Below are 17,771 nucleotides of genomic sequence, written 5' to 3'. Positions count from 1 at the left end.
CGCGACGGGGGTCGGAAAATAACGGCACGAGGCCGCGCATGCTCTTCGTTCAGAGCCGGGCGAAAGCCCGTGAAAGCTGGGTCAGATGCGTCAGCTCGTCCTTCATGGCCGGTAATCCGGGGCTGAGCACTGGGTCGCCGGACGTGGCCTCACGGGTGACCGCGGGTTTCATGGCACCCGCGGAAGCAAGGGAAACGCCTGGCGCCGCGGCGGTCCTCTCCGTGGCCGCGAACGTATGGAGGGCCTGGGCCACGGTTTGGGCGTGCAGGGCCGGGGTCATGCCGTCATGAAACGGCCTTCCGGTGTAGGACTCCAGGACCAGCAAGGAGTCACGGATCTCGATGACATAGCGATAGAGCTGGTAGCCGGCGGAGTCGCCGACGCTGGGCGGGTCACGTCTGAGTTCGGGCATGGCCGTGGTCAGCGCCGTCCACAGAGGGCGAAGGCGACGCAGCGCCCGCCGTTGGGCCACCGACCGCAGTGGCGTGGCGAGCCGTGGCCCCCAGACGCCGATGGTGGGGCCGGCCACGATCAGCGTGGTGCAGGCGAGCCCGAGGTACGTCACGGCATGCGTCGACGCGCCCGGCGGCGTCGGAAGGCCGAAGTAGCTGGTCAGCGCGGTGGCGCTCAAGTAGCCCACATAGAGGAGCCCGCCGGCGTCACCGGCCGCGACAAGCCGCAACCCGAGCCGCACATATGGCTGGTGCACATAGCGCACGTATCGCCAGGTCCGGCGGAGCGTGCCGAAAAGGCCGGCGGAGATATAGGCGAGGAAGGCCAGATAGGAACCTACGATGAGCGGGTTTTCGCCGTGCACGACAAGGAAGCCCGCACCGGCGTCGTCCGGCACCCCGGAGCCGAACAGCAGGACTCCCATCACCGCGATGCCGGCCGCGGCCCATAATATCTTCGCGCTGACGCCCGGCGCCCGGTCGCCCACCGGTGACGTCAGGTAGGTCACTGTGATCCAGAACGCGCACATGGAGGCGATGGTGAAGCTGAACACCAGCCATCGCCCGAGCCCGTTGATATGGGCGAGAGTGTCGAGCCTCGGCTGGATGTCATGAAACTGCACCAGCACGCTGAGGCTGAGCGTGACGATATGGGCGGAGTAGGCCAGGTCCACTGGCGATCGACGTTTCCGGATGAGTCGGACCGCAGCCTGCACGGCAATCGTCCATATGACGGAGGCCTCCCCCCAATACAACACATCGACCACGTCAAAATCCCCTTCCGTACCCCCACGCCTGTTCGATGTTCCGGACCACCTCGGCTATTTCAGGAGGCGGTGTGGCGGCCGGCACCGTGTAGTTGCCCGGTGCCAGAACGCGTGGCGCCAGAATGAGCTCGGCGAAAGCCTCCGCCGCGTCTTCGGCGGGATCGGCGTAACCGCTTCTGCACAGCACGCGTTTTATCATGTCCGGGTGGAGATCCGGCAGCAGCATGCGCTGGAGCTCTTCACTCCGCCATCCGCTGTCCTGATGACCGAGCACTAGGTGACCCAATTCGTGCAGCAGGATATGGCACTCATGCAGCGGCGACGAGCTGCGCACGTAACACAAATAGTCGGTGCCGACGGCCTTGATATAAAGGCCGCACGGCGCACCGCGACGCGCCGAGATGGGAATCATCTGGATGGGGCGGCCTCGTCGCTTCTCCAGTCGTTTGATGAAGAGTTCGAGGTCGAAGGGGTCGGGGATTACTCCTTCGGCCTCCAACTCCTTGATCGACACCTGATGTGGTGTGCGCTGCTCCCTTTTCACCGCATGCCGTCCGGTACCCTCGCCATCCCACGCCCAGTGCAAATGTCGTCGCTCATGGCAAGCAGGGGCTCAATGGTCGGTCCACCTCTCCTCCTCTTCTCCTACTTGTCGCGGTGACGTTGCTCCAGCCGGGCTGTCCGCTCGATCAGCTCCTGCACCATGTCGCGCGCTTCCGGAGAGAGCTCGAAGAAGGCACGCAGATGAGCGCCCTTCATGCCCGTGTCGCGCAGCAGGGCGAGCAGTTCGACCTGGTCGCCGATCTCCTTCGAGGCCTCGTCGTCGAAGAAATAGGCCGGCGAGACCTGGAAGAAGGCGGCGAGCGCCTCGATCAGGCGCTTGGTCGGGTTGGTGGCGCGCCCGGTGGACAGCTTCCACAACGTGGTGTGGGAGACCTGTTCGCCGGTGAGCTCCTCGATGCCGGCCGCCGCCTCGGCGTAGGAGTAGGGCCCCCGGCCGGCTGGATAGACCGTCCGGAACAAAAAGTTGATCTTGTCGGCCAGGGATGGCGAGGACGGCTCGCCTTGCGACTGCCCGGTCAACTCATCCGACATGTTCTCATCCGTCATCACTCACCGCTCGGCTTCATCAACTATATTCGCAGATCTTCTCCGGCAATGGAACCTAGTTGACAGAGGGGATGCGCGTCTGCGAGTCTCCAAGAGTACTCCTCAAAGTTGATGCAGCACAGTGGCTCATCACTTTTATGCATTCTGATGATCGTGCGCCTGGCCATGGCTGCCCGGCGGTCAGCAGGCCCATGTCGCCGCCGTACCGCAGCGCGGCGGACCACACACCCGCGCCCTGACGCAAGTGGCCGGAACCGCGGGGGTTCTTCCTTTTCCGTTTCCATGAACCTGAGGAAGGGATCGTTCCAGTGACGCCGACATCCAGCCAGCACCAGGAAACCATCGGTCAGCTCTACGACCGGACCACAGAGATGATCGAGAAGATCATGGGAGGCAGCCTGCACAATGGCTATTGGGACGACCCCATGGATGGGGCGTCGCTGGAAGCGGCCTCCGAACGCCTGACCGAGCTGATGATCGACAAGCTGGACGCGAGCAAGGGCCGGCGGATACTCGACATCGGATGCGGCACGGGCAGGCCGGCGATAGCCCTGGCCCGGACCGCCGGGGTGGATGTCGTCGGCGTGACGATCAGCGAGAGGGAAGTGGAGCTGGGCTCCCGTCTGGCGAAGGACGAAGGGCTGGCGGATCGGGTGACGTTCCATGTGGCTGACGCGCTGGAGCTGCCCTTCGAGCCGGACTCGTTCGACGGCGCCTGGCTCTTCGAGTCACTGCTGCACATGCCTGACCAGGCGCGCGTGCTCCGCCAGGCGTACTCCGTACTGCGGCCCGGCGGCGTGCTGGTCATCGCCAACCTGGTCGAGCGCGCCCCCCTTGCTGACGAGCAGCGCGGCAGACTGGAGGCCTCCTACCACGACTCCCACATTGACTCGATCATCCCGCTGCGGGACTATCCCGGCTTCATCGCGGACAGCGGACTCGCGCTGAGAGAGATCATCGACATCTCCGAACACACGATGTCTCCGACACTGCATCGCATCGTCGAGAGAATCGCCGGACTGCGTGAGGAGTTCCCAGAGTACGACGGCGTGATCGAGCCGCCGCCGTTCGTGGCCCGGCTCATCGAAACACCGGAGATAGGGTACGCGATCATCGTGGCCGCAAAGCCTGAGCGCCTGGCAGGGAGCTAAGCCTTCGCCAGGGCCGCGAGCAGGCGGTCCTCGGTCACCTCGGCGCCGTTGAGCTGCTCGCTGATCGCGCCGTCGCGCAGGACCACCACGCTGTCGCAGTTGCCCGCCAGCTCGGCCACGTCCGAGGAGATCAGCAGGATGGCCAGCCCGTCCACGGCCAGCTCGTCGAGCAGCGCCTGCATCTCCAGCTTGGTGGCCACGTCCACGCCGCGGGTCGGCTCGTCGAGCAGCAGCACCTTGGGGTGCATGGCCAGCCAGCGGGCCAGCAGCACCTTCTGCTGGTTGCCGCCCGACAGCTCGCCTGCGGGCTGCCGGGGTGAGACGGCCTTGATGCCGAGCCGCTTCATGAACGTCGCCACGATGCCGTCGATCTGCGCGTCGGAGACGATTCCGGCGCGGGACAGCCGGGGGAGCGCGGCCAGGGCGATGTTGTCGCGCACCGAGAGGGTGGGGACGATGCCCTCGGTCTTCCTGTTCTCGGGCACGAGGCCGACGCCGGCGCGGATGGCGCTCCTGATCGACCACTTGCGGGCCGCCGCCCCGGCCACGGTCACCTGGCCCGCGTCCACCGGCATGACACCCGCGATCGCCCTGGCCGTCTCGCTGCGTCCGGCGCCGAGCAGGCCGCCGAGGCCGACGACCTCGCCCGCGCGCACCGCCAGCGACACGCCGTCGAGCACGTGGTGGCGGGTGAGCCCCTTCGCCTCCAGGACGGGGTCGTCGCCTGGTTCGTCGGGCTGGGCAGCGGAGTGCGGCTCCTCGACGGGGTGGAACGGCCTGCCGAGCATGAGCGACACCAGCCGGAGCCGATCCAGTCCGGCCAGCGGGCCGGTGTGTACGACGCGGCCGTCACGCAGCACGGTGACGCGGTCGCAGACCTCGTACAGCTCCTCCAGCCGATGGGTGACGTAGACGACCGAGCGGCCCTCGTCGCGCAGCCGGGCCACCGCGCCGAACAGTGTCTCCAGCTCGGCGTGTTCGAGTGCCGAGGTGGGCTCGTCCATGATGACCAGCTTGGCGTCGGCGGTGGCCGCCCTGGCCAGGGCCACGAGCTGCCTGGCCCCCTCGCCCAGCGTGCCCAGGGGCCTGCGGACATCGGTGCGCAGGCCGTACTCGGCCAGGATCCGTCCGGCACGGGCGTTGGCGGCCGTGAAGTCGATCAGCCCGAGGCGGCCGCGCGGCTCCCGGCCGAGCAGCAGGTTGCGGGCGACGCTCATGGTCGGGACGAGGTTCGTCTCCTGGTGGATGGTGGCGATGCCGGCCCGCCTGGCCTCGGCCGGGCTGCCGAACCTGACGGGTTCGCCCAGGTAGCGCAGCTGGCCCGCGTCCGGCTGGCACACGCCGGAGAGCACCTTGACCAGGGTGGATTTGCCGGCGCCGTTGCCGCCGATCAGCGCGTGCACCTCGCCGGGGCGCACGGAGAGCGTGACGTGGTCGAGCGCGGTCACGCCCTGGAACGTCTTGAGAACTCCAGCCACCTGCAGCACGGTTGCCTCCGCCTCGATCGTGGTCGCGGCAGGAAACAATCCAGTAACAGAAGTGTCACATTCGATCAGATCCGGGCGACATGCAGCCTGACGCCCCTGCCGCTCAGTTCGTCGAGCACGTCGCCCGGGGCGCCCTCGTCGGTGACCAGGTGGTCGATCTGCTCGGCGGCGACGGTCTGCACCATCGTGTCGACGCCGATCTTGGTGTGGTCGGCCAGCACCACGACCTCCTCGGCCGCCGCGGCCAGCGCCCGGTCGACGCCCGCCACCTGCATGTTGGGCGTGGACAGGCCGCGCTCGGCGGTGAGCCCGTTGCCGGAGATGAACGCCCGGCGCACCCGCAGCCCGGACAGTGAGTGCTCGGCCGCGCTGCCCACCAGGGCCAGGATCGTGCCGCGCAGCGTGCCGCCGGTCAGCATCACCTCGATCCGCGGCGAGCCGGCCAGGACCTGGGCGACGAGCAGGGAGTTGGTCACCACGGCGAGCTCGGCGTGCCTGGTCAGGCGGCGGGCGAACTCCTGCGTGGTGGTGCCGGGGCCGATCACGATGGCGTCGCCGTCCTCGACCAGCGCCGAGGCGAGGTCGGCGATCGCGCCCTTCTCGGCGGACTCCAGCGAGACCTTGTGCGCGTAGCCCGCCTCGCGTGACAGCTCGCCGGGCAGGGTGGCGCCGCCGTGGTGGCGGTTGAGCAGGCCCTCCGACTCCAGCGCGCGCAGGTCGCGGCGGACGGTCACCTCGGAGGAGTGCACGGACTGGGCGAGCTCGCGCAAGGACACGGCGCCGTTGGCGCGCACCAATTCGAGGATGCGCTGCCGGCGTTCCGCGGCGAACACCGGCCGTCGGCCGTCGCTCTGCGTGTCGCTCACGTCCCGATCATAGTCGAATGCTCAACTCCGGCTCACCTCTGATCATATGAGAACGAATTTGATCGGAAATCTTGACCGGCTCGGTCCACGGGTGCTTATTTGGGAGCCAGACAGGGTCATAACCTGTCCGATCCTGATCGAAGGACATGCCATGCGCACCCCCGGTCTCGCCTGTCTGGTCGCCCTCCTCTTATCGCTCATCGCTGTACCCGCGCAGGCCCGGGCGCAGCCGCGGACACTGCTCGACCACGGCTCCTACCTTGAGGGATTCAACGACCCCGGCTGGTACGAGGCCAACATCCCGTTCGTCGACCTGCCCGACCAGCAGATCCAGGACGTCTACTACTACCGCTGGCGCGTCTGGAAGGAACACCTGCGCTACACCGACCCGGCGAACGGATGGGTGCTGACGGAGTTCCTCGACTGCTGCGGATACGCCGCGCCGTACCAGGCGATCAACGCCGCGGCCGGGCACCACGTCTACGAAGGACGCTGGGTGCGAGACCAGACCTACCTGGACGACTACCTCAGGTTCTGGCTGACCGGCCCCGGACAGCGCGCGCAGCAGGTCAACGCGAACGCGCCCGACTGGGCGCACGAGTACAGCTTCTGGGCCGCCGACGCCGTCCACGCCAGAGCCGAGGTGACCGGCGACTGGGCGTTCGCCAAACGCCTGCTGCCCGCGCTGATCAAGCAGTACGACGGATGGAACGGCCAGTACGACACCGCCACCGGCCTGTACTGGCAACTGCCCGTCTGGGACGCCAAGGAGCTGTCGCCCGCCTCGTACCAGAGCAGCGACACCTTCAACGGCGTCAGGACGCTCCGCCCGTCGATCAACGCCTACCAGTACGGCGACGCGGTCGCGATCGGCCGCATCGCGGCCATGGCCGGCGACCAGGCGACCGCCAGGCGGTTCGAGCAGCGCGCGGCCGCGCTGAAGCGCAACACGATCCAGCGGTTGTGGGACGGCGACCGGGCGTTCTTCTACGACGTCGTCCAGGAGAACAACCCCAGGCTGAAGATGCTCGACACGCGGGAGGACGTCGGCTTCGTCCCCTGGCAGTTCGGCCTGCCGGACGCGGCCCAGTCGCGGGCCTGGCAGCAGCTGCTCGACCCGCAGGGGTTCGCCGCGCCGTACGGGCCGACGACCGTGGAGCGCCGCAGCACGTGGTTCATGCACGAGACGGGGCAGGGCTGCTGCCGCTGGACCGGCCCGAGCTGGCCGTTCACCACCTCGCAGGTCCTCACGGGGATGGCGAACCTGCTCCTGGACTACCCGGCGCAGCCCTACGTCTCCAAGGACGACTACTACGGGCTGCTGCGCACGTACGCGCTCACGCAGTACCGCGACGGCAAGCCGTACGTGGCCGAGGCGCATCACCCTGACGAGAACCGATGGCTGTACGACGGGCGGAACCACAGCGAGGACTACCTGCACTCCTCCTACACGGACCTGGTGCTGTCGGGCCTGCTCGGCATCCGCGGCCAGGAGGGGGCCACGCTGCGGCTCGACCCCTTGGTGCCCGCCACCTGGGACCACTTCGCCGTCGAGAACGTGCCGTACCACGGACACGACGTCACCGTGGTGTGGGACCGTGACGGCTCCCACTACGGACGCGGCGCGGGCCTGCGCGTCTCTGTCGACGGCGTCCAGGTACGGCAGGCGGACCGGGTACGCGCGCTCACCGTGCCGATCGGACCGGCCCGGCAGGACGACGGCGAGCGGCTGGTCAACGACGCGGCCAACCCGTTGCGCACCGGCTTCCCGAAGCCGATCGCCTCCTTCACCTCGCGCTACGACAACCCCTGGAGCGCGATCGACGGCAAGGTCTGGTTCGACGAGGTGCCGCAGAACACCCGCTGGACCAACTACACCTCCCCGAACGCGGAGGACTACTACGGTGTCGACTTCGGCGGCCCGACCCCCGTCGGCGACGTCCGCTGGTACGGCTACGACGACGGCGGGGGAGTGCGCACCGCCACCGCCTACCACCTCCAGCAGTGGACGGGCAGCGCCTGGCAGGACATCCCCGGCCAGGTCCGCTCGCCGGACAAACCCCTGGGCAACGGGCTCAACCGGATCACGTTCCCGGAGATCACCACCAGCAGGATCCGGCTACTGTTCGGCGCCGAGTCGGTCGGCGTGGTCGAGTTGCAGTCGTGGAGCCGTTCCAGCGAGGCCATGACCCTGGCCGTCACGCCCGGCGAGGTCGTCCCCGGGAAGACCGGCACCGTGACGACCACGCTGGTCAATCAGGGGCGGCAGGCGCGGGACGTGGCGGTGCGGCTCCGGCTGCCCGCGGGGTGGGCGGCCAGAGCGCTCACCGCCGCCACGAAAGAGCGCCTGCCGGCAGACGGGCGCCTGGTCACGCGATGGGAGCTGACGCCCCCGGGCGGCGGGAGCCCGTGTCAACAGGCCGCACTGAGCGCCGAGGCACGCTACACGGCCGGCGCCCGCCAGCTCACCAGGGCGCGGGCGGCACTCGACCTCGTCCCCGACCCCGTCGAGCGACACGGTCTGCGCGGCGACTATTACCTCGCCTCGGCGCCCGGCGCGTTCGACTTCGGCGAGCTCAAGGCCAGTGTCGTGGACCCGGTCATCGACTTCGCCGACCTGAACCCGGTGCTCGCCAAGCTCACCGGGCGCGAGGACGACGTCACCGTCCGGTGGAGCGGACGGCTCACCGCCGGCAGCACCGGGGACCACACGTTCTCGATCACCGGTGACAACGGCTTCCGGCTCTGGGTGGACGGCAAGGCCGTCATCGACCACTGGGTGGACGACTGGGACATCGAGCAGACCGGCGCCCCCGTCCGCCTCGAAGCCGGCCAGAGCTACGACATCAAGCTCGAATACTTCGAGCACTTCGGCGGCGCCCATCTGCAGCTGCGCTGGCAGCCGCCCGGTGCCGGCAAGGAGACCATTCCGACCTGCTCCCTCCGCCCCTCAGCGTGAAAGGACAATCTGTGCGAAAGTCACTCGCGGCAATGATCGCCGTGCTGCTGGCCGTGTTATGGCAGGTTCCCGCCCCCGCGGGCGCCGCGGCCGAACGACATGGGCTGCGCGGCGACTACTACCTCGCCTCGGCGCCCGGCGCGTTCGACTTCGGTGAGCTCAAGGCCAGCGTCGTGGACCCGAGCCTCGAACAGGGCGACCTCAACCCCGTGTTCAAGCTGCTGGCCGGCCGGGAGGACGACGTCACCGTCCGGTGGACCGGCAAGATCCGGCCCGCCTACTCCGAGGCGTACACCTTCTCGATCATCGGCGACAACGGCTTCCGGCTCTGGGTGGACGGCAAGGCCGTCATCGACCACTGGGTGGACGACTGGGACAGGGAGCAGGTGGGCACGCCCATCGCGCTGGAGGCGGGCAAAGACTACGACATCAAGGTCGAGTACTTCGAGCACTTCGGCGGGGCGAACCTGCACCTGCGCTGGCAGAGCGCCAGCCAGCCGAAGGCCGCGGTCCCGGCGGCGGCGTTCACGCTGCCGGACGGGTTCGACCCGCCCGGGCCGGCGGCCGCGTCGGTCGGCGCCTCCGGTGACCTGGCCACGCTGACGTTCGCCAAGCCCCTGGGTTCGCTGCCCACGGCTCTGACCGACCACCTGGCGCTGACGGTCGCAGGCACCAAATGGCCCATAGCCTCCACGGCCCTGAAAAATCGGGACACGGTTGTGCTTAAGCTGCAATATCCGGTTCCAGCAAAGGCGGGTAACACACTCCGCGCCACCTATGACGGCACCGGCCTGAGCTACGCCGACGGCACGCCGGTGGCGGCCTTCCCGTACGCCTACGTCCTCAACGACTCCACATACATCCTCAGCACCCGCTGGTCCAAGGACGTCGACCGGAAGAATCCGCTGCCCGAGTACCCCCGCCCCCAGCTGGTCAGGGACAGGTGGCGCAGCCTCAACGGCGTCTGGCAGTTCGCCGCCGCCAAGCAGGGCGAGGCCGCCCCGACCGGCCGCGACCTGGCCGAGCGGATCGTCGTGCCGTACCCGGTGGAGTCGCAGCTGTCGGGCATCGGCCGCCACGAGGACCGCATGTGGTACCGCAGGACGTTCGAGGTGCCGCGCTCGTGGAGCGGTGACCGGCTGCTCCTGCACCTGGACGCGGTCGACTGGGACGCCACGATCTACGTCAACGGCAAGCAGGTCGGCACGCACAAGGGCGGCTACGACCGCATCACCGTGGACGTCACCGACGCGCTCAAGCGCGGCGGCCGGCAGGAACTCGTCGTCGGCGTCGCCGACCCGACCGACTCCGGCGCGCAGCCGATCGGCAAGCAGCGGCTCGACCCGAGCGGCATCTGGTACACCGCCGTCTCCGGCATCTGGCAGACGGTCTGGATGGAGCCCGTCGCCAGGGACCACATCGAGCGGGTCGACACCGTCCCCGACGTCGCGGGCCAGGCGCTGCGCGTGACCGTCCAGGGCGCGGCGGGCACGGCCACCGTGGTCGCCAAGGACGGCCACCGCGTCGTGGGCACCGTGACCGGACCCGTCGGCACCGAGCTCAGACTGCCGGTCCCGAATCCCAAGCTGTGGTCGCCGGACAAGCCGTTCCTGTACGACCTGAAGGTCCGCACCAAGAAGGACGATATTTCGTCCTACTTCGGGATGCGCTCCATCGAGCTGAAGAACAACCGCATGCTGCTCAACGGCCGGCCCGTCTTCCAGCTCGGCCCCCTCGACCAGGGTTTCTGGCCTGACGGCATCTATACCGCCCCCACCGACGAGGCGCTCAAGTACGACCTCACGCAGACCAAGAAGCTCGGCTTCAACACCGTACGCAAGCACACCAAGGTCGAGTCCGACCGCTGGTACTACCACGCCGACAAGCTGGGCCTGCTCGTCTGGCAGGACATGCCCGCCATGTTCAGGACCAGTGACAAGCCCCAGTTCGAGGCCGAGCTGCGGGAGATGGTCGACCAGCACCGCAGCGTCCCGTCGATCGTCATGTGGGTGCCGTTCAACGAGGGCTGGGGCCAGTACGACCAGGCGCGCATCGCCGACCTGGTCAAGAGCTGGGACCCTTCGCGCCTCGTCGACAACATGAGCGGCATCAACTGCTGCGGCGCCCAGGACGGCGGCAACGGCGACGTCAAGGACTACCACATCTACCCGGGCCCCGGCGTCCCCGGAAAGCCCACCGGCACCCGCGCGGTCGTCATCGGCGAGTACGGCGGCCTGGGACTCCCGCTCATCGGCCACACCTGGTCGGGCGGCGGCTGGGGCTACGCGGTCGAGCCCGACCCGGCGGCCCTCACCACCCGCTACGTCGGCATGGTCCAGGAACTCCAGAAGCTGCACGCCTGCGACCAGCTCAGCGCCGCCATCTACACCCAGACCACCGACGTCGAGACCGAGCTCAACGGCCTCATGACCTACGACAGAGCCGTCACCAAGCCCGACGTCGAGCGGGTCAGCGCCGTCAACCGGGCGCTCACCGGGCAGATCAGCCCGGCCTGCGCCTGATAGGAAGGAACCCCCCCATGAATCTCCGGACAGCCTGCCTGGCGCTGGCCGTACTCCTGACCGCGTCGGCCTGCGCCAAGGCGGAGGAGCCGCAGAGCGCGCCCGCCGCCACCAGCACGGCCGGGCAGCAGGTCGTGCAGAGCCCCAGCGGCACGGTAGGGCCGACATGCACGCTCGACCAGTTCGGCGGCAAGAAGTTCGACCTCAAGACGGCCACCGTCGGCTTCTCCCAGTCGGAGAAGGAGGCCAACCCGTTCCGCATCGCCGAGACCAAGTCGATCAAGGACGAGGCGGCCAAGCTCGGCATCGCCCATCTCAAGGTCACCAACGCCCAGTCGCAGTTCTCCAAGCAGATCACCGACGTGCAGCAGCTCATCGCCCAGGGCGCGCAGCTCCTGGTCATCGCGCCGCTGAACTCCGACGGCTGGGAGCCGGTGCTCCAGCAGGCCGCGGCCAAGAAGGTGCCGATCATCACGGTCGACAGGAAGATCAACGCCAAGGCGTGCAGCGACTACCTGACCTTCATCGGCTCCGACTTCTACGAGCAGGGCAAGCGGGCCGCCGACCGGATGATCGACGCCCTCGCGGGCAAGGGCAAGGTCGCCATCCTGCTGGGCGCGCCCGGCAACAACGTCACCACCGAGCGGACGAACGGGTTCAAGGACCGGATCAAGGAGAAGGCCCCCGGCATCACGATCTCCTTCGAGCAGACCGGTGAGTTCGCCCGCGAGAAGGGTCAGCAGGTCACCGAGCAGCTCATCCAGTCCAACCCCGACATCAACGGCATCTACGCCGAGAACGACGAGATGGCGCTCGGCGCCGTCACCGCCCTGAAGGGCGCGGGCAAGGAGGCGGGCACCATCAAGATCGTGTCCGTCGACGGCACCCGCAGCGCCGTCCAGGGCATCGCCGACGGCTGGCTGCACGCGGTCATCGAGTCGAACCCCCGCTTCGGGCCGCTCGCCTTCGAGACCGCGCAGAAGTTCCTCGACGGCCAGGCCATCCCCGACAAGGTGATCATCTCCGACCGCGACTACGACACGTCCAACGCCAAGGACTCCCTCGGTGAGGCGTACTGAGTTGGCAGCGGTTCTCGAGGCGAAGGGGATCAGCAAGCGCTTCCCCGGCGTCCTCGCTCTCGACGGTGTGCATCTCGCCCTCCTCCCCGGCGAGGTGCACGCCCTCGTGGGGGAGAACGGCGCCGGCAAGTCCACCCTGATCAAGGTCTTCACCGGCGTGTACCATCCCGACGGCGGCGAGCTGCGCCACCACGGCGCGCCCGCCGTCTTCGGCACGCCGCTCGACGCGCAGCGCGCCGGGATCTCCACCATCTACCAGGAGGTCAACCTCGTCCCGATGATGAGCGTCGCCCGCAACCTGCTGCTCGGCCGCGAGCCACGCGGCCGATTCGGGGTCATCGACGCCACGAAGATGTACGCCGAAGCCGCCCGCGTCCTGTCCGGCTACGGCGTCGAGACCGACGTCCGGCGGCCGCTGCGAACGCTCGGCATCGGCGCCCAGCAGATGGTCGCCCTGGCCAGGGCCGTGGCCGTCGACGCCCGCGTGGTCATCATGGACGAACCCACCTCGTCCCTGGAGCCGCGCGAGGTCGAGACGCTGTTCGGGGTGATCAGGCGGCTGCGCGACGAGGGCATCGCGGTCATGTACGTCAGCCACCGGCTCGACGAGCTCTACCAGGTGTGCGACCGGGTCACCGTGCTGCGTGACGGCCGCGTCGCGCACACCGGGCCGCTGGCCGGGCTGGACCGGCTCAAGCTCATCTCGCTCATGCTGGGCCGCGACCTGAACGACGTCAAAGCGGACGGCCTGACCAGGTTCTCCCGCGACCGCCACCGCGCCGCCGACGGCCAGGAGCCACCGGCCGTCGAGGCGCGCGGCCTCACGCGGCGGCATGTCCTGGACGGGATCGACGTGTCCGTACGGCCCGGTGAGGTCGTGGGTCTCGGCGGTCTGCTCGGCGCCGGCCGTACCGAGACCGCCAAGGCCATCGTCGGCGCGATGCCCCTGGACGGCGGGCAGGTGCTCGTGGCCGGGCTGCCGCTGCGCGGCGGCTCCACCACCGCGGCCATCAGGGCGGGCGTCAGCCTGCTGCCCGAGGACCGCAAGGCCGAGGGCATCGTCCCGACGCTGTCCGTCCGCGAGAACATCGCGCTGGCCGCCCTGCCCGCTCTGGCCAGGGCGGGCGTGGTGTCCGACGCGAAGATCGACCGGATGGTCGAGATCTTCATGCGGCGGCTGCGCATCAAGGCGGCCTCGCCGAACCAGCTCGTCTCGGAGCTGTCCGGCGGCAATCAGCAGAAGGTGCTGCTGGCCCGCTGGCTGGCCGTCCGCCCCAAGGTGCTGCTGCTCGACGAGCCCACCCGCGGCATCGACGTGGGCGCCAAGGCCGAGGTGCAGGCGCTGATCGACGAGCTGGCCGAGGAGGGGCTGGGCGTGCTGCTGATCTCCTCCGACCTGGAGGAACTGGTCGAGGGCGCCGACCGCATCCTGGTGCTGCGCGAGGGCGCGGTCGTCGGGGAGCTGACCGGCGACGAGGTGACCGAGGAGAGGATCATGGCAACGATCGCGGATGACCGCGCTCACCTCGACGATCGCGGAGTGACCTGATGACTGAGCTCACTTCGAAACCGGCCCCTCGGAGCGGGGGGATGGCAGACCTCAAACCGCGGATCTTCGCCTGGGTGCAGGACTACGGCGTGTACGCGGCCGTGCTGGCGCTGCTGCTGTTCAACGTGCTGTTCACGCCGCACTTCCTCGACGCCTCGAACTTCCGCACCCAGTTCGTCCAGGTCACGCCCATCGTGATCGTGTCGCTGGGCATGGCGCTGGTGATCGGCACGCAGGGCATCGACCTGTCCGTCGGCTCGGTCATGGCGCTGGCCGCCGCGCTCGTCGCCCTCTACCTGGGGTACGGCGCGCTGCCCGCGCTGATCGTCGCCGTGATCGGCGGGGCGGTCGTCGGCGCGGCGGGCGGGGCCCTGGTCGCCTACGTGGGCGTCCAGCCGATCGTGGCCACACTGGCGCTGCTCGTCGGCGTACGCGGCATCGCCAACGTCCTGGTGCCGCAGCTCGTGGAGTTCCGCAACCCGGACCTGATCGCGCTGGGCGGCAGCTCTGTGGCCGGGATCCCGGTCATCGTGCTGATCGCCGCGGCGCTGACCCTGATCGTGCTGTTCGTGGTGCGGCGCACGACGTTCGGCCGTCAGGTCGTCGCGATCGGCGGCAACCGGTCGGCCAGCGAACTGTCCGGGCTTCCGGTCAAACGGGTGCTGCTGATCGTGTACGTCATCTCCGGGCTGCTCGCCGCGCTGGCCGGGGTGCTGGCCACGGCCCGCCTGCAGGCCAGCGACCCGACGTCGCTCGGCCTGTTCATCGAGCTGTCGGCGATCACCGCCGTCGTGGTCGGCGGCACGCCGCTCACCGGCGGGCGCATCAGGGTGCTCAGCACGGTCATGGGCGCGCTGCTGATGCAACTGCTCGCGGCGACGTTGATCAAGCACAATCTGCCGCAGTCGTGGACCCAGATGGTCCAGGCGGTCATCATCCTGGCCGCCGTCTACGCCACCAGGGAGCGTGCGAACCGATGACCTCCGCTTCTCTTGCTTCATTGCGACGTGAGCAGGTGAGCCGGGTGCTCCAGCAGCACGGGGCGCTCATGGTGCTGGCGCTGCTGGTGATCGTGGGCAGCCTGGCCTTCGACTCCTTCGCGACCGCGGGGAACGCGGCCAGCGTGGTGGTCTCGTCGTCGTTCCTGGCGATCATCGCGATCGGAATGACGTTCGTGATCATCAGCGGCGGGATCGACCTGTCGGTGGGGTCGCTGTTCGTGCTGGGTGGCGTGCTGGCGGCCTATGGGTCCCAGTACGGCCTGCTCGTGGCGCTGGCGCTGCCGCTGGGCGCGTGCGGGATCGTCGGCTTGCTGCAGGGTTTGGTCATAGCTCGCACCGGTATGGCTCCTTTTATCGTGACATTGGCGGGTTTGCTGGGTGTGCGGGGGTTGATGCTCGCCATCTCGGATGAGGGCGCAACCACCTATTTGGTGAAAAATCCTGCTTTCGCGTCCTTGGGGCAGGGGGAGTTGCTCGGCCTGACGTACCCCGTGTACATCACCGCGGCGCTGGCGCTGGTCGCGATGGTGCTGCTGCAACGGACCGGCTTCGGGCAGAACGTCTACGCGATCGGCGGCAACGAGCAGGCGGCGGCGCTCATGGGCGCGCCCGTGGCGCGTACCAAGGTGACCGTGTACGTGATGTCGGCCCTGCTGGCGGGCCTCGCCGGCGCGCTGAACGCGGCGCGGCTCTCGTCCGGGGTGACGATCCTGGGCATCGGCCTGGAACTGGACGCCATCGCCGCCGTCGTCATCGGCGGCACTCTGCTGACCGGGGGCGCGGGCGGGATCACCGGGACGGTGGCGGGAGTGCTGCTGCTGGGCGTGATCCAGAGCCTCATCAACCAGGTGGGGAACCTGACGTCGGCCTTTCAGCAGGTGGTCAGCGGGGCGTTCCTGGCGCTGGTGGTGGTGGCGCAGCGACTGCTGAGCAAGGCGCAGCGGCTGTCGTAGTCGGTGGCGTGGCCTCCGGGGAGTTGCGGGGGCTGTGTCCTCTCGAACCAGCGAGACGATTAAGCACTGAGGTTTTATTCACCTTTGCTTTCCCTGTCCGGGGAAGTCCCTTTCGGCGTGGCGTCGAGAGGAGACCAGTGGCGACTGTAAGCATCTTTATCGTCACGCTGGGTTGCTCAGCGGGCAGGAATGGGCCGTCTTCCGGCCAATGGGTTAGCCGCGACCGCTGGCCGCGCTCCAAAAGAAACGGTACCTCTATGTTCACGCACACTTCGAGAGCCGACGCCGTAGGCACACCGACCCGACCGGCGAAGCGGCGGGTGACAAGAAGACGGATGATGCTGTCCGTGGCAGCCCCCCTGTCCGTGGCCCTTGCCGGCATCACGACCATCCCGGCCAACGCCGATCCGGTGCCGGACCATCGGTTCCACCGCCACCACCACTTCTTCCACAAATTCCACAAGACAGTCCTGACCGACAGCGGGAACGGCTGCGAGCCGGGAACCTTCATCAGGGCTCACTCGCTGAGGCCCCACAACTTCTTCATTCCTCGCACCAGGTACACCGACGGCCCCGGCGGCTCGATGACCGTCTCGGTCCACCACGAGTATGAGGTACTCGCATTCGTGGAGGCCGACAAGATCAAGACCAAATCGCACAGAGAGTCGGTCGACACGACGGTCCGCAACACGGTCACCACCGATGAGATCGTCCGCGCCTTGGCCAGGGAGGTCACTCCGCACCTTGAGAAGAGGCACATGATCTTCACGGGCCACGACTACACGCAGGAGATCACCAAGGGCAAGTACGGAAACATGTGGTACCGCGTCTTCGGTTACCGCATCGGCTGGGGTCAGTGGGCCCGGCTCCACAACTGTGCCGAGGTCAGAATCGCCACGGGTATCGCCGACATTCCGTCGAGAATCGAAGGCTGGCGCTACTGGGAGACCGACCACCCGATTTTCCGCGGCCACAAACTCTCCGACAAGTAAGGGCCGAGCCGCCCGGGGTCTTTCCGGCCCCGGGCGCCAAAAGGCGAAGCCGGCTATCCGTTCTTCCTCTCCCCGAAGGGCAGCTATGACGGGCCGTCTTCCTCGGGTCCCCGGAGGGGTATTTCCTCCATGGGGCCCGTGTCGCGACGAGCCGTCTTCTTCTTCTCCTCCTTCGGAGGAGGCATCCCTTCAAGGGGCCTGTGCCACGACGGGCCGTCTTCTTCCTGTCCCCCGAAGGGGCATTCCGCTAAAAGGACCCCAGCCGCCACGGACCGTCACGGGCATCGGGACGGTCGTGTGGCGAACTGCCCGGGAGCCATCGTGGTCGCCGCACTAGTTGTGCTGGGGGTCTTCGGCGGGGAGGGGGATGCCGAAGTGGGCGAACAGCATCTCGAACATCCGAGTGTGCTTGGCCAGCGTCTGACCCTGCTCGGCTAGCGTTTGGGTGTGTCCGGCCAGTATCTGGCCGTGCTCGGCTAGCGTTTGGGTGTGTCCGGCCAGTATCTGGCCGTGCTCGGCTAGCGTCTGGGTGTGCCCCGCCAGTATCTGGGTGTGCCCGGCTAGCGTCTCACTGTGCCCGCCCACCACCGTGGCGAGCTTGTTGAACTTCTCGTCCAGCTTCCCGACCTTCTCGTCTAGCTTGCCGACCTTCTCGTCCAGCTTCCCGACCTTGTCGTCTAGCTTGTTGAACTTCTTGTCCAGTGCGTCGATTTTCTGCGTGTGCGTACGCTGGACTTTCAGGATCTCGTCCTGAGTCAGAAGGATCTTGGAGACCTCTGAGCCGATGATCCGGATGTCTTCTCGCTGGTTGTCCGAGCGCTCTTCGAGGCGAGTCACCCGGATCTCCAGCTCCTGGAGGGTTGTCATGCCGAGAATACTAACG

The 17,771-nt window shown here is 68.1% G+C and carries 14 protein-coding genes; 8 read left to right on the top strand and 6 right to left on the bottom strand.

Features of this window, described 5'->3' with window-relative positions; all coding sequences use genetic code 11:
* Window positions 1-49: 49 nt before the first annotated feature.
* The 3 genes from ACGFJ2_RS48890 to ACGFJ2_RS48880 form a co-directional block, all read right to left on the bottom strand.
* The gene (locus ACGFJ2_RS48890; RefSeq protein WP_393480496.1) at window positions 50-1,210 is read right to left on the bottom strand and encodes an MAB_1171c family putative transporter; all 1,161 of its coding nucleotides are present in this window, start codon (window positions 1,208-1,210) and stop codon (window positions 50-52) included.
* A gap of 10 nt (window positions 1,211-1,220) precedes the next feature.
* Entirely contained in the window at window positions 1,221-1,733 is a 513-nt protein-coding gene (locus ACGFJ2_RS48885; RefSeq protein WP_393480322.1) for a hypothetical protein, read from the bottom strand.
* 131 nt (window positions 1,734-1,864) lie between these two features.
* Window positions 1,865-2,314: an XRE family transcriptional regulator gene (locus ACGFJ2_RS48880; protein ID WP_357953271.1), complete on the bottom strand. Its 450-nt coding sequence runs from the start codon at window positions 2,312-2,314 to the stop codon at window positions 1,865-1,867.
* A 323-nt stretch (window positions 2,315-2,637) separates the two neighbouring features.
* Between ACGFJ2_RS48880 and ACGFJ2_RS48875 the strand changes: the two genes are divergently transcribed.
* Window positions 2,638-3,480 carry an SAM-dependent methyltransferase gene (locus ACGFJ2_RS48875; protein WP_393480319.1) on the top strand — a complete coding sequence of 281 codons (843 nt, stop codon included), beginning with the start codon at window positions 2,638-2,640 and terminating at the stop codon, window positions 3,478-3,480.
* On the opposite strand, the gene ACGFJ2_RS48870 is transcribed toward ACGFJ2_RS48875, so the two are convergent.
* Together ACGFJ2_RS48870 and ACGFJ2_RS48865 are read right to left on the bottom strand one after the other, a co-directional pair.
* The gene (locus ACGFJ2_RS48870; RefSeq protein WP_393480316.1) at window positions 3,477-4,958 is read right to left on the bottom strand and encodes a sugar ABC transporter ATP-binding protein; all 1,482 of its coding nucleotides are present in this window, start codon (window positions 4,956-4,958) and stop codon (window positions 3,477-3,479) included. The genes ACGFJ2_RS48875 and ACGFJ2_RS48870 overlap by 4 nt on opposite strands.
* A 74-nt stretch (window positions 4,959-5,032) precedes the next feature.
* Window positions 5,033-5,833: a DeoR/GlpR family DNA-binding transcription regulator gene (locus ACGFJ2_RS48865; protein WP_358182511.1), complete on the bottom strand. Its 801-nt coding sequence runs from the start codon at window positions 5,831-5,833 to the stop codon at window positions 5,033-5,035.
* 151 nt (window positions 5,834-5,984) lie between these two features.
* On the opposite strand from ACGFJ2_RS48865, the gene ACGFJ2_RS48860 reads away from it, so the two are divergent.
* The 7 genes from ACGFJ2_RS48860 (at window position 5,985) to ACGFJ2_RS48830 (ending at window position 16,888) form a co-directional block, all read left to right on the top strand.
* Window positions 5,985-8,792, top strand: coding sequence for a PA14 domain-containing protein (locus ACGFJ2_RS48860; RefSeq protein WP_393480313.1), 2,808 nt, complete (start codon window positions 5,985-5,987; stop codon window positions 8,790-8,792).
* A gap of 11 nt (window positions 8,793-8,803) precedes the next feature.
* Complete coding sequence (locus ACGFJ2_RS48855) at window positions 8,804-11,314, top strand: PA14 domain-containing protein (RefSeq protein WP_393480311.1); 2,511 nt, start codon at window positions 8,804-8,806, stop codon at window positions 11,312-11,314.
* A 17-nt stretch (window positions 11,315-11,331) separates the two neighbouring features.
* Window positions 11,332-12,393: an ABC transporter substrate-binding protein gene (locus ACGFJ2_RS48850; RefSeq protein ID WP_358182520.1), complete on the top strand. Its 1,062-nt coding sequence runs from the start codon at window positions 11,332-11,334 to the stop codon at window positions 12,391-12,393.
* Window positions 12,380-13,942 carry a sugar ABC transporter ATP-binding protein gene (locus ACGFJ2_RS48845; RefSeq protein WP_357953258.1) on the top strand — a complete coding sequence of 521 codons (1,563 nt, stop codon included), beginning with the start codon at window positions 12,380-12,382 and terminating at the stop codon, window positions 13,940-13,942. The genes ACGFJ2_RS48850 and ACGFJ2_RS48845 overlap by 14 nt, the downstream gene beginning before the upstream one ends.
* Window positions 13,943-13,983: 41 nt before the next feature.
* Window positions 13,984-14,922, top strand: a complete 939-nt coding sequence (locus tag ACGFJ2_RS48840; RefSeq protein ID WP_358182526.1) for an ABC transporter permease — start codon at window positions 13,984-13,986, stop codon at window positions 14,920-14,922.
* Window positions 14,919-15,896: an ABC transporter permease gene (locus tag ACGFJ2_RS48835; RefSeq protein WP_393480306.1), complete on the top strand. Its 978-nt coding sequence runs from the start codon at window positions 14,919-14,921 to the stop codon at window positions 15,894-15,896. The genes ACGFJ2_RS48840 and ACGFJ2_RS48835 overlap by 4 nt, the downstream gene beginning before the upstream one ends.
* 347 nt (window positions 15,897-16,243) lie before the next feature.
* Complete coding sequence (locus tag ACGFJ2_RS48830) at window positions 16,244-16,888, top strand: hypothetical protein (RefSeq protein WP_357953253.1); 645 nt, start codon at window positions 16,244-16,246, stop codon at window positions 16,886-16,888.
* Between the two features lie 333 nt (window positions 16,889-17,221).
* On the opposite strand, the gene ACGFJ2_RS48825 is transcribed toward ACGFJ2_RS48830, so the two are convergent.
* The gene (locus ACGFJ2_RS48825; RefSeq protein WP_393480303.1) at window positions 17,222-17,755 is read right to left on the bottom strand and encodes a hypothetical protein; all 534 of its coding nucleotides are present in this window, start codon (window positions 17,753-17,755) and stop codon (window positions 17,222-17,224) included.
* Between the last annotated feature and the right edge of the window lie 16 nt (window positions 17,756-17,771).

The sequence above is a fragment of the Nonomuraea sp. NPDC049028 genome (assembly GCF_043197735.1).
Lineage (GTDB): Bacteria > Actinomycetota > Actinomycetes > Streptosporangiales > Streptosporangiaceae > Nonomuraea.
Note: the sequence above shows the minus strand (reverse complement) of the source record. Positions and strands in the feature narration are given on the sequence as shown.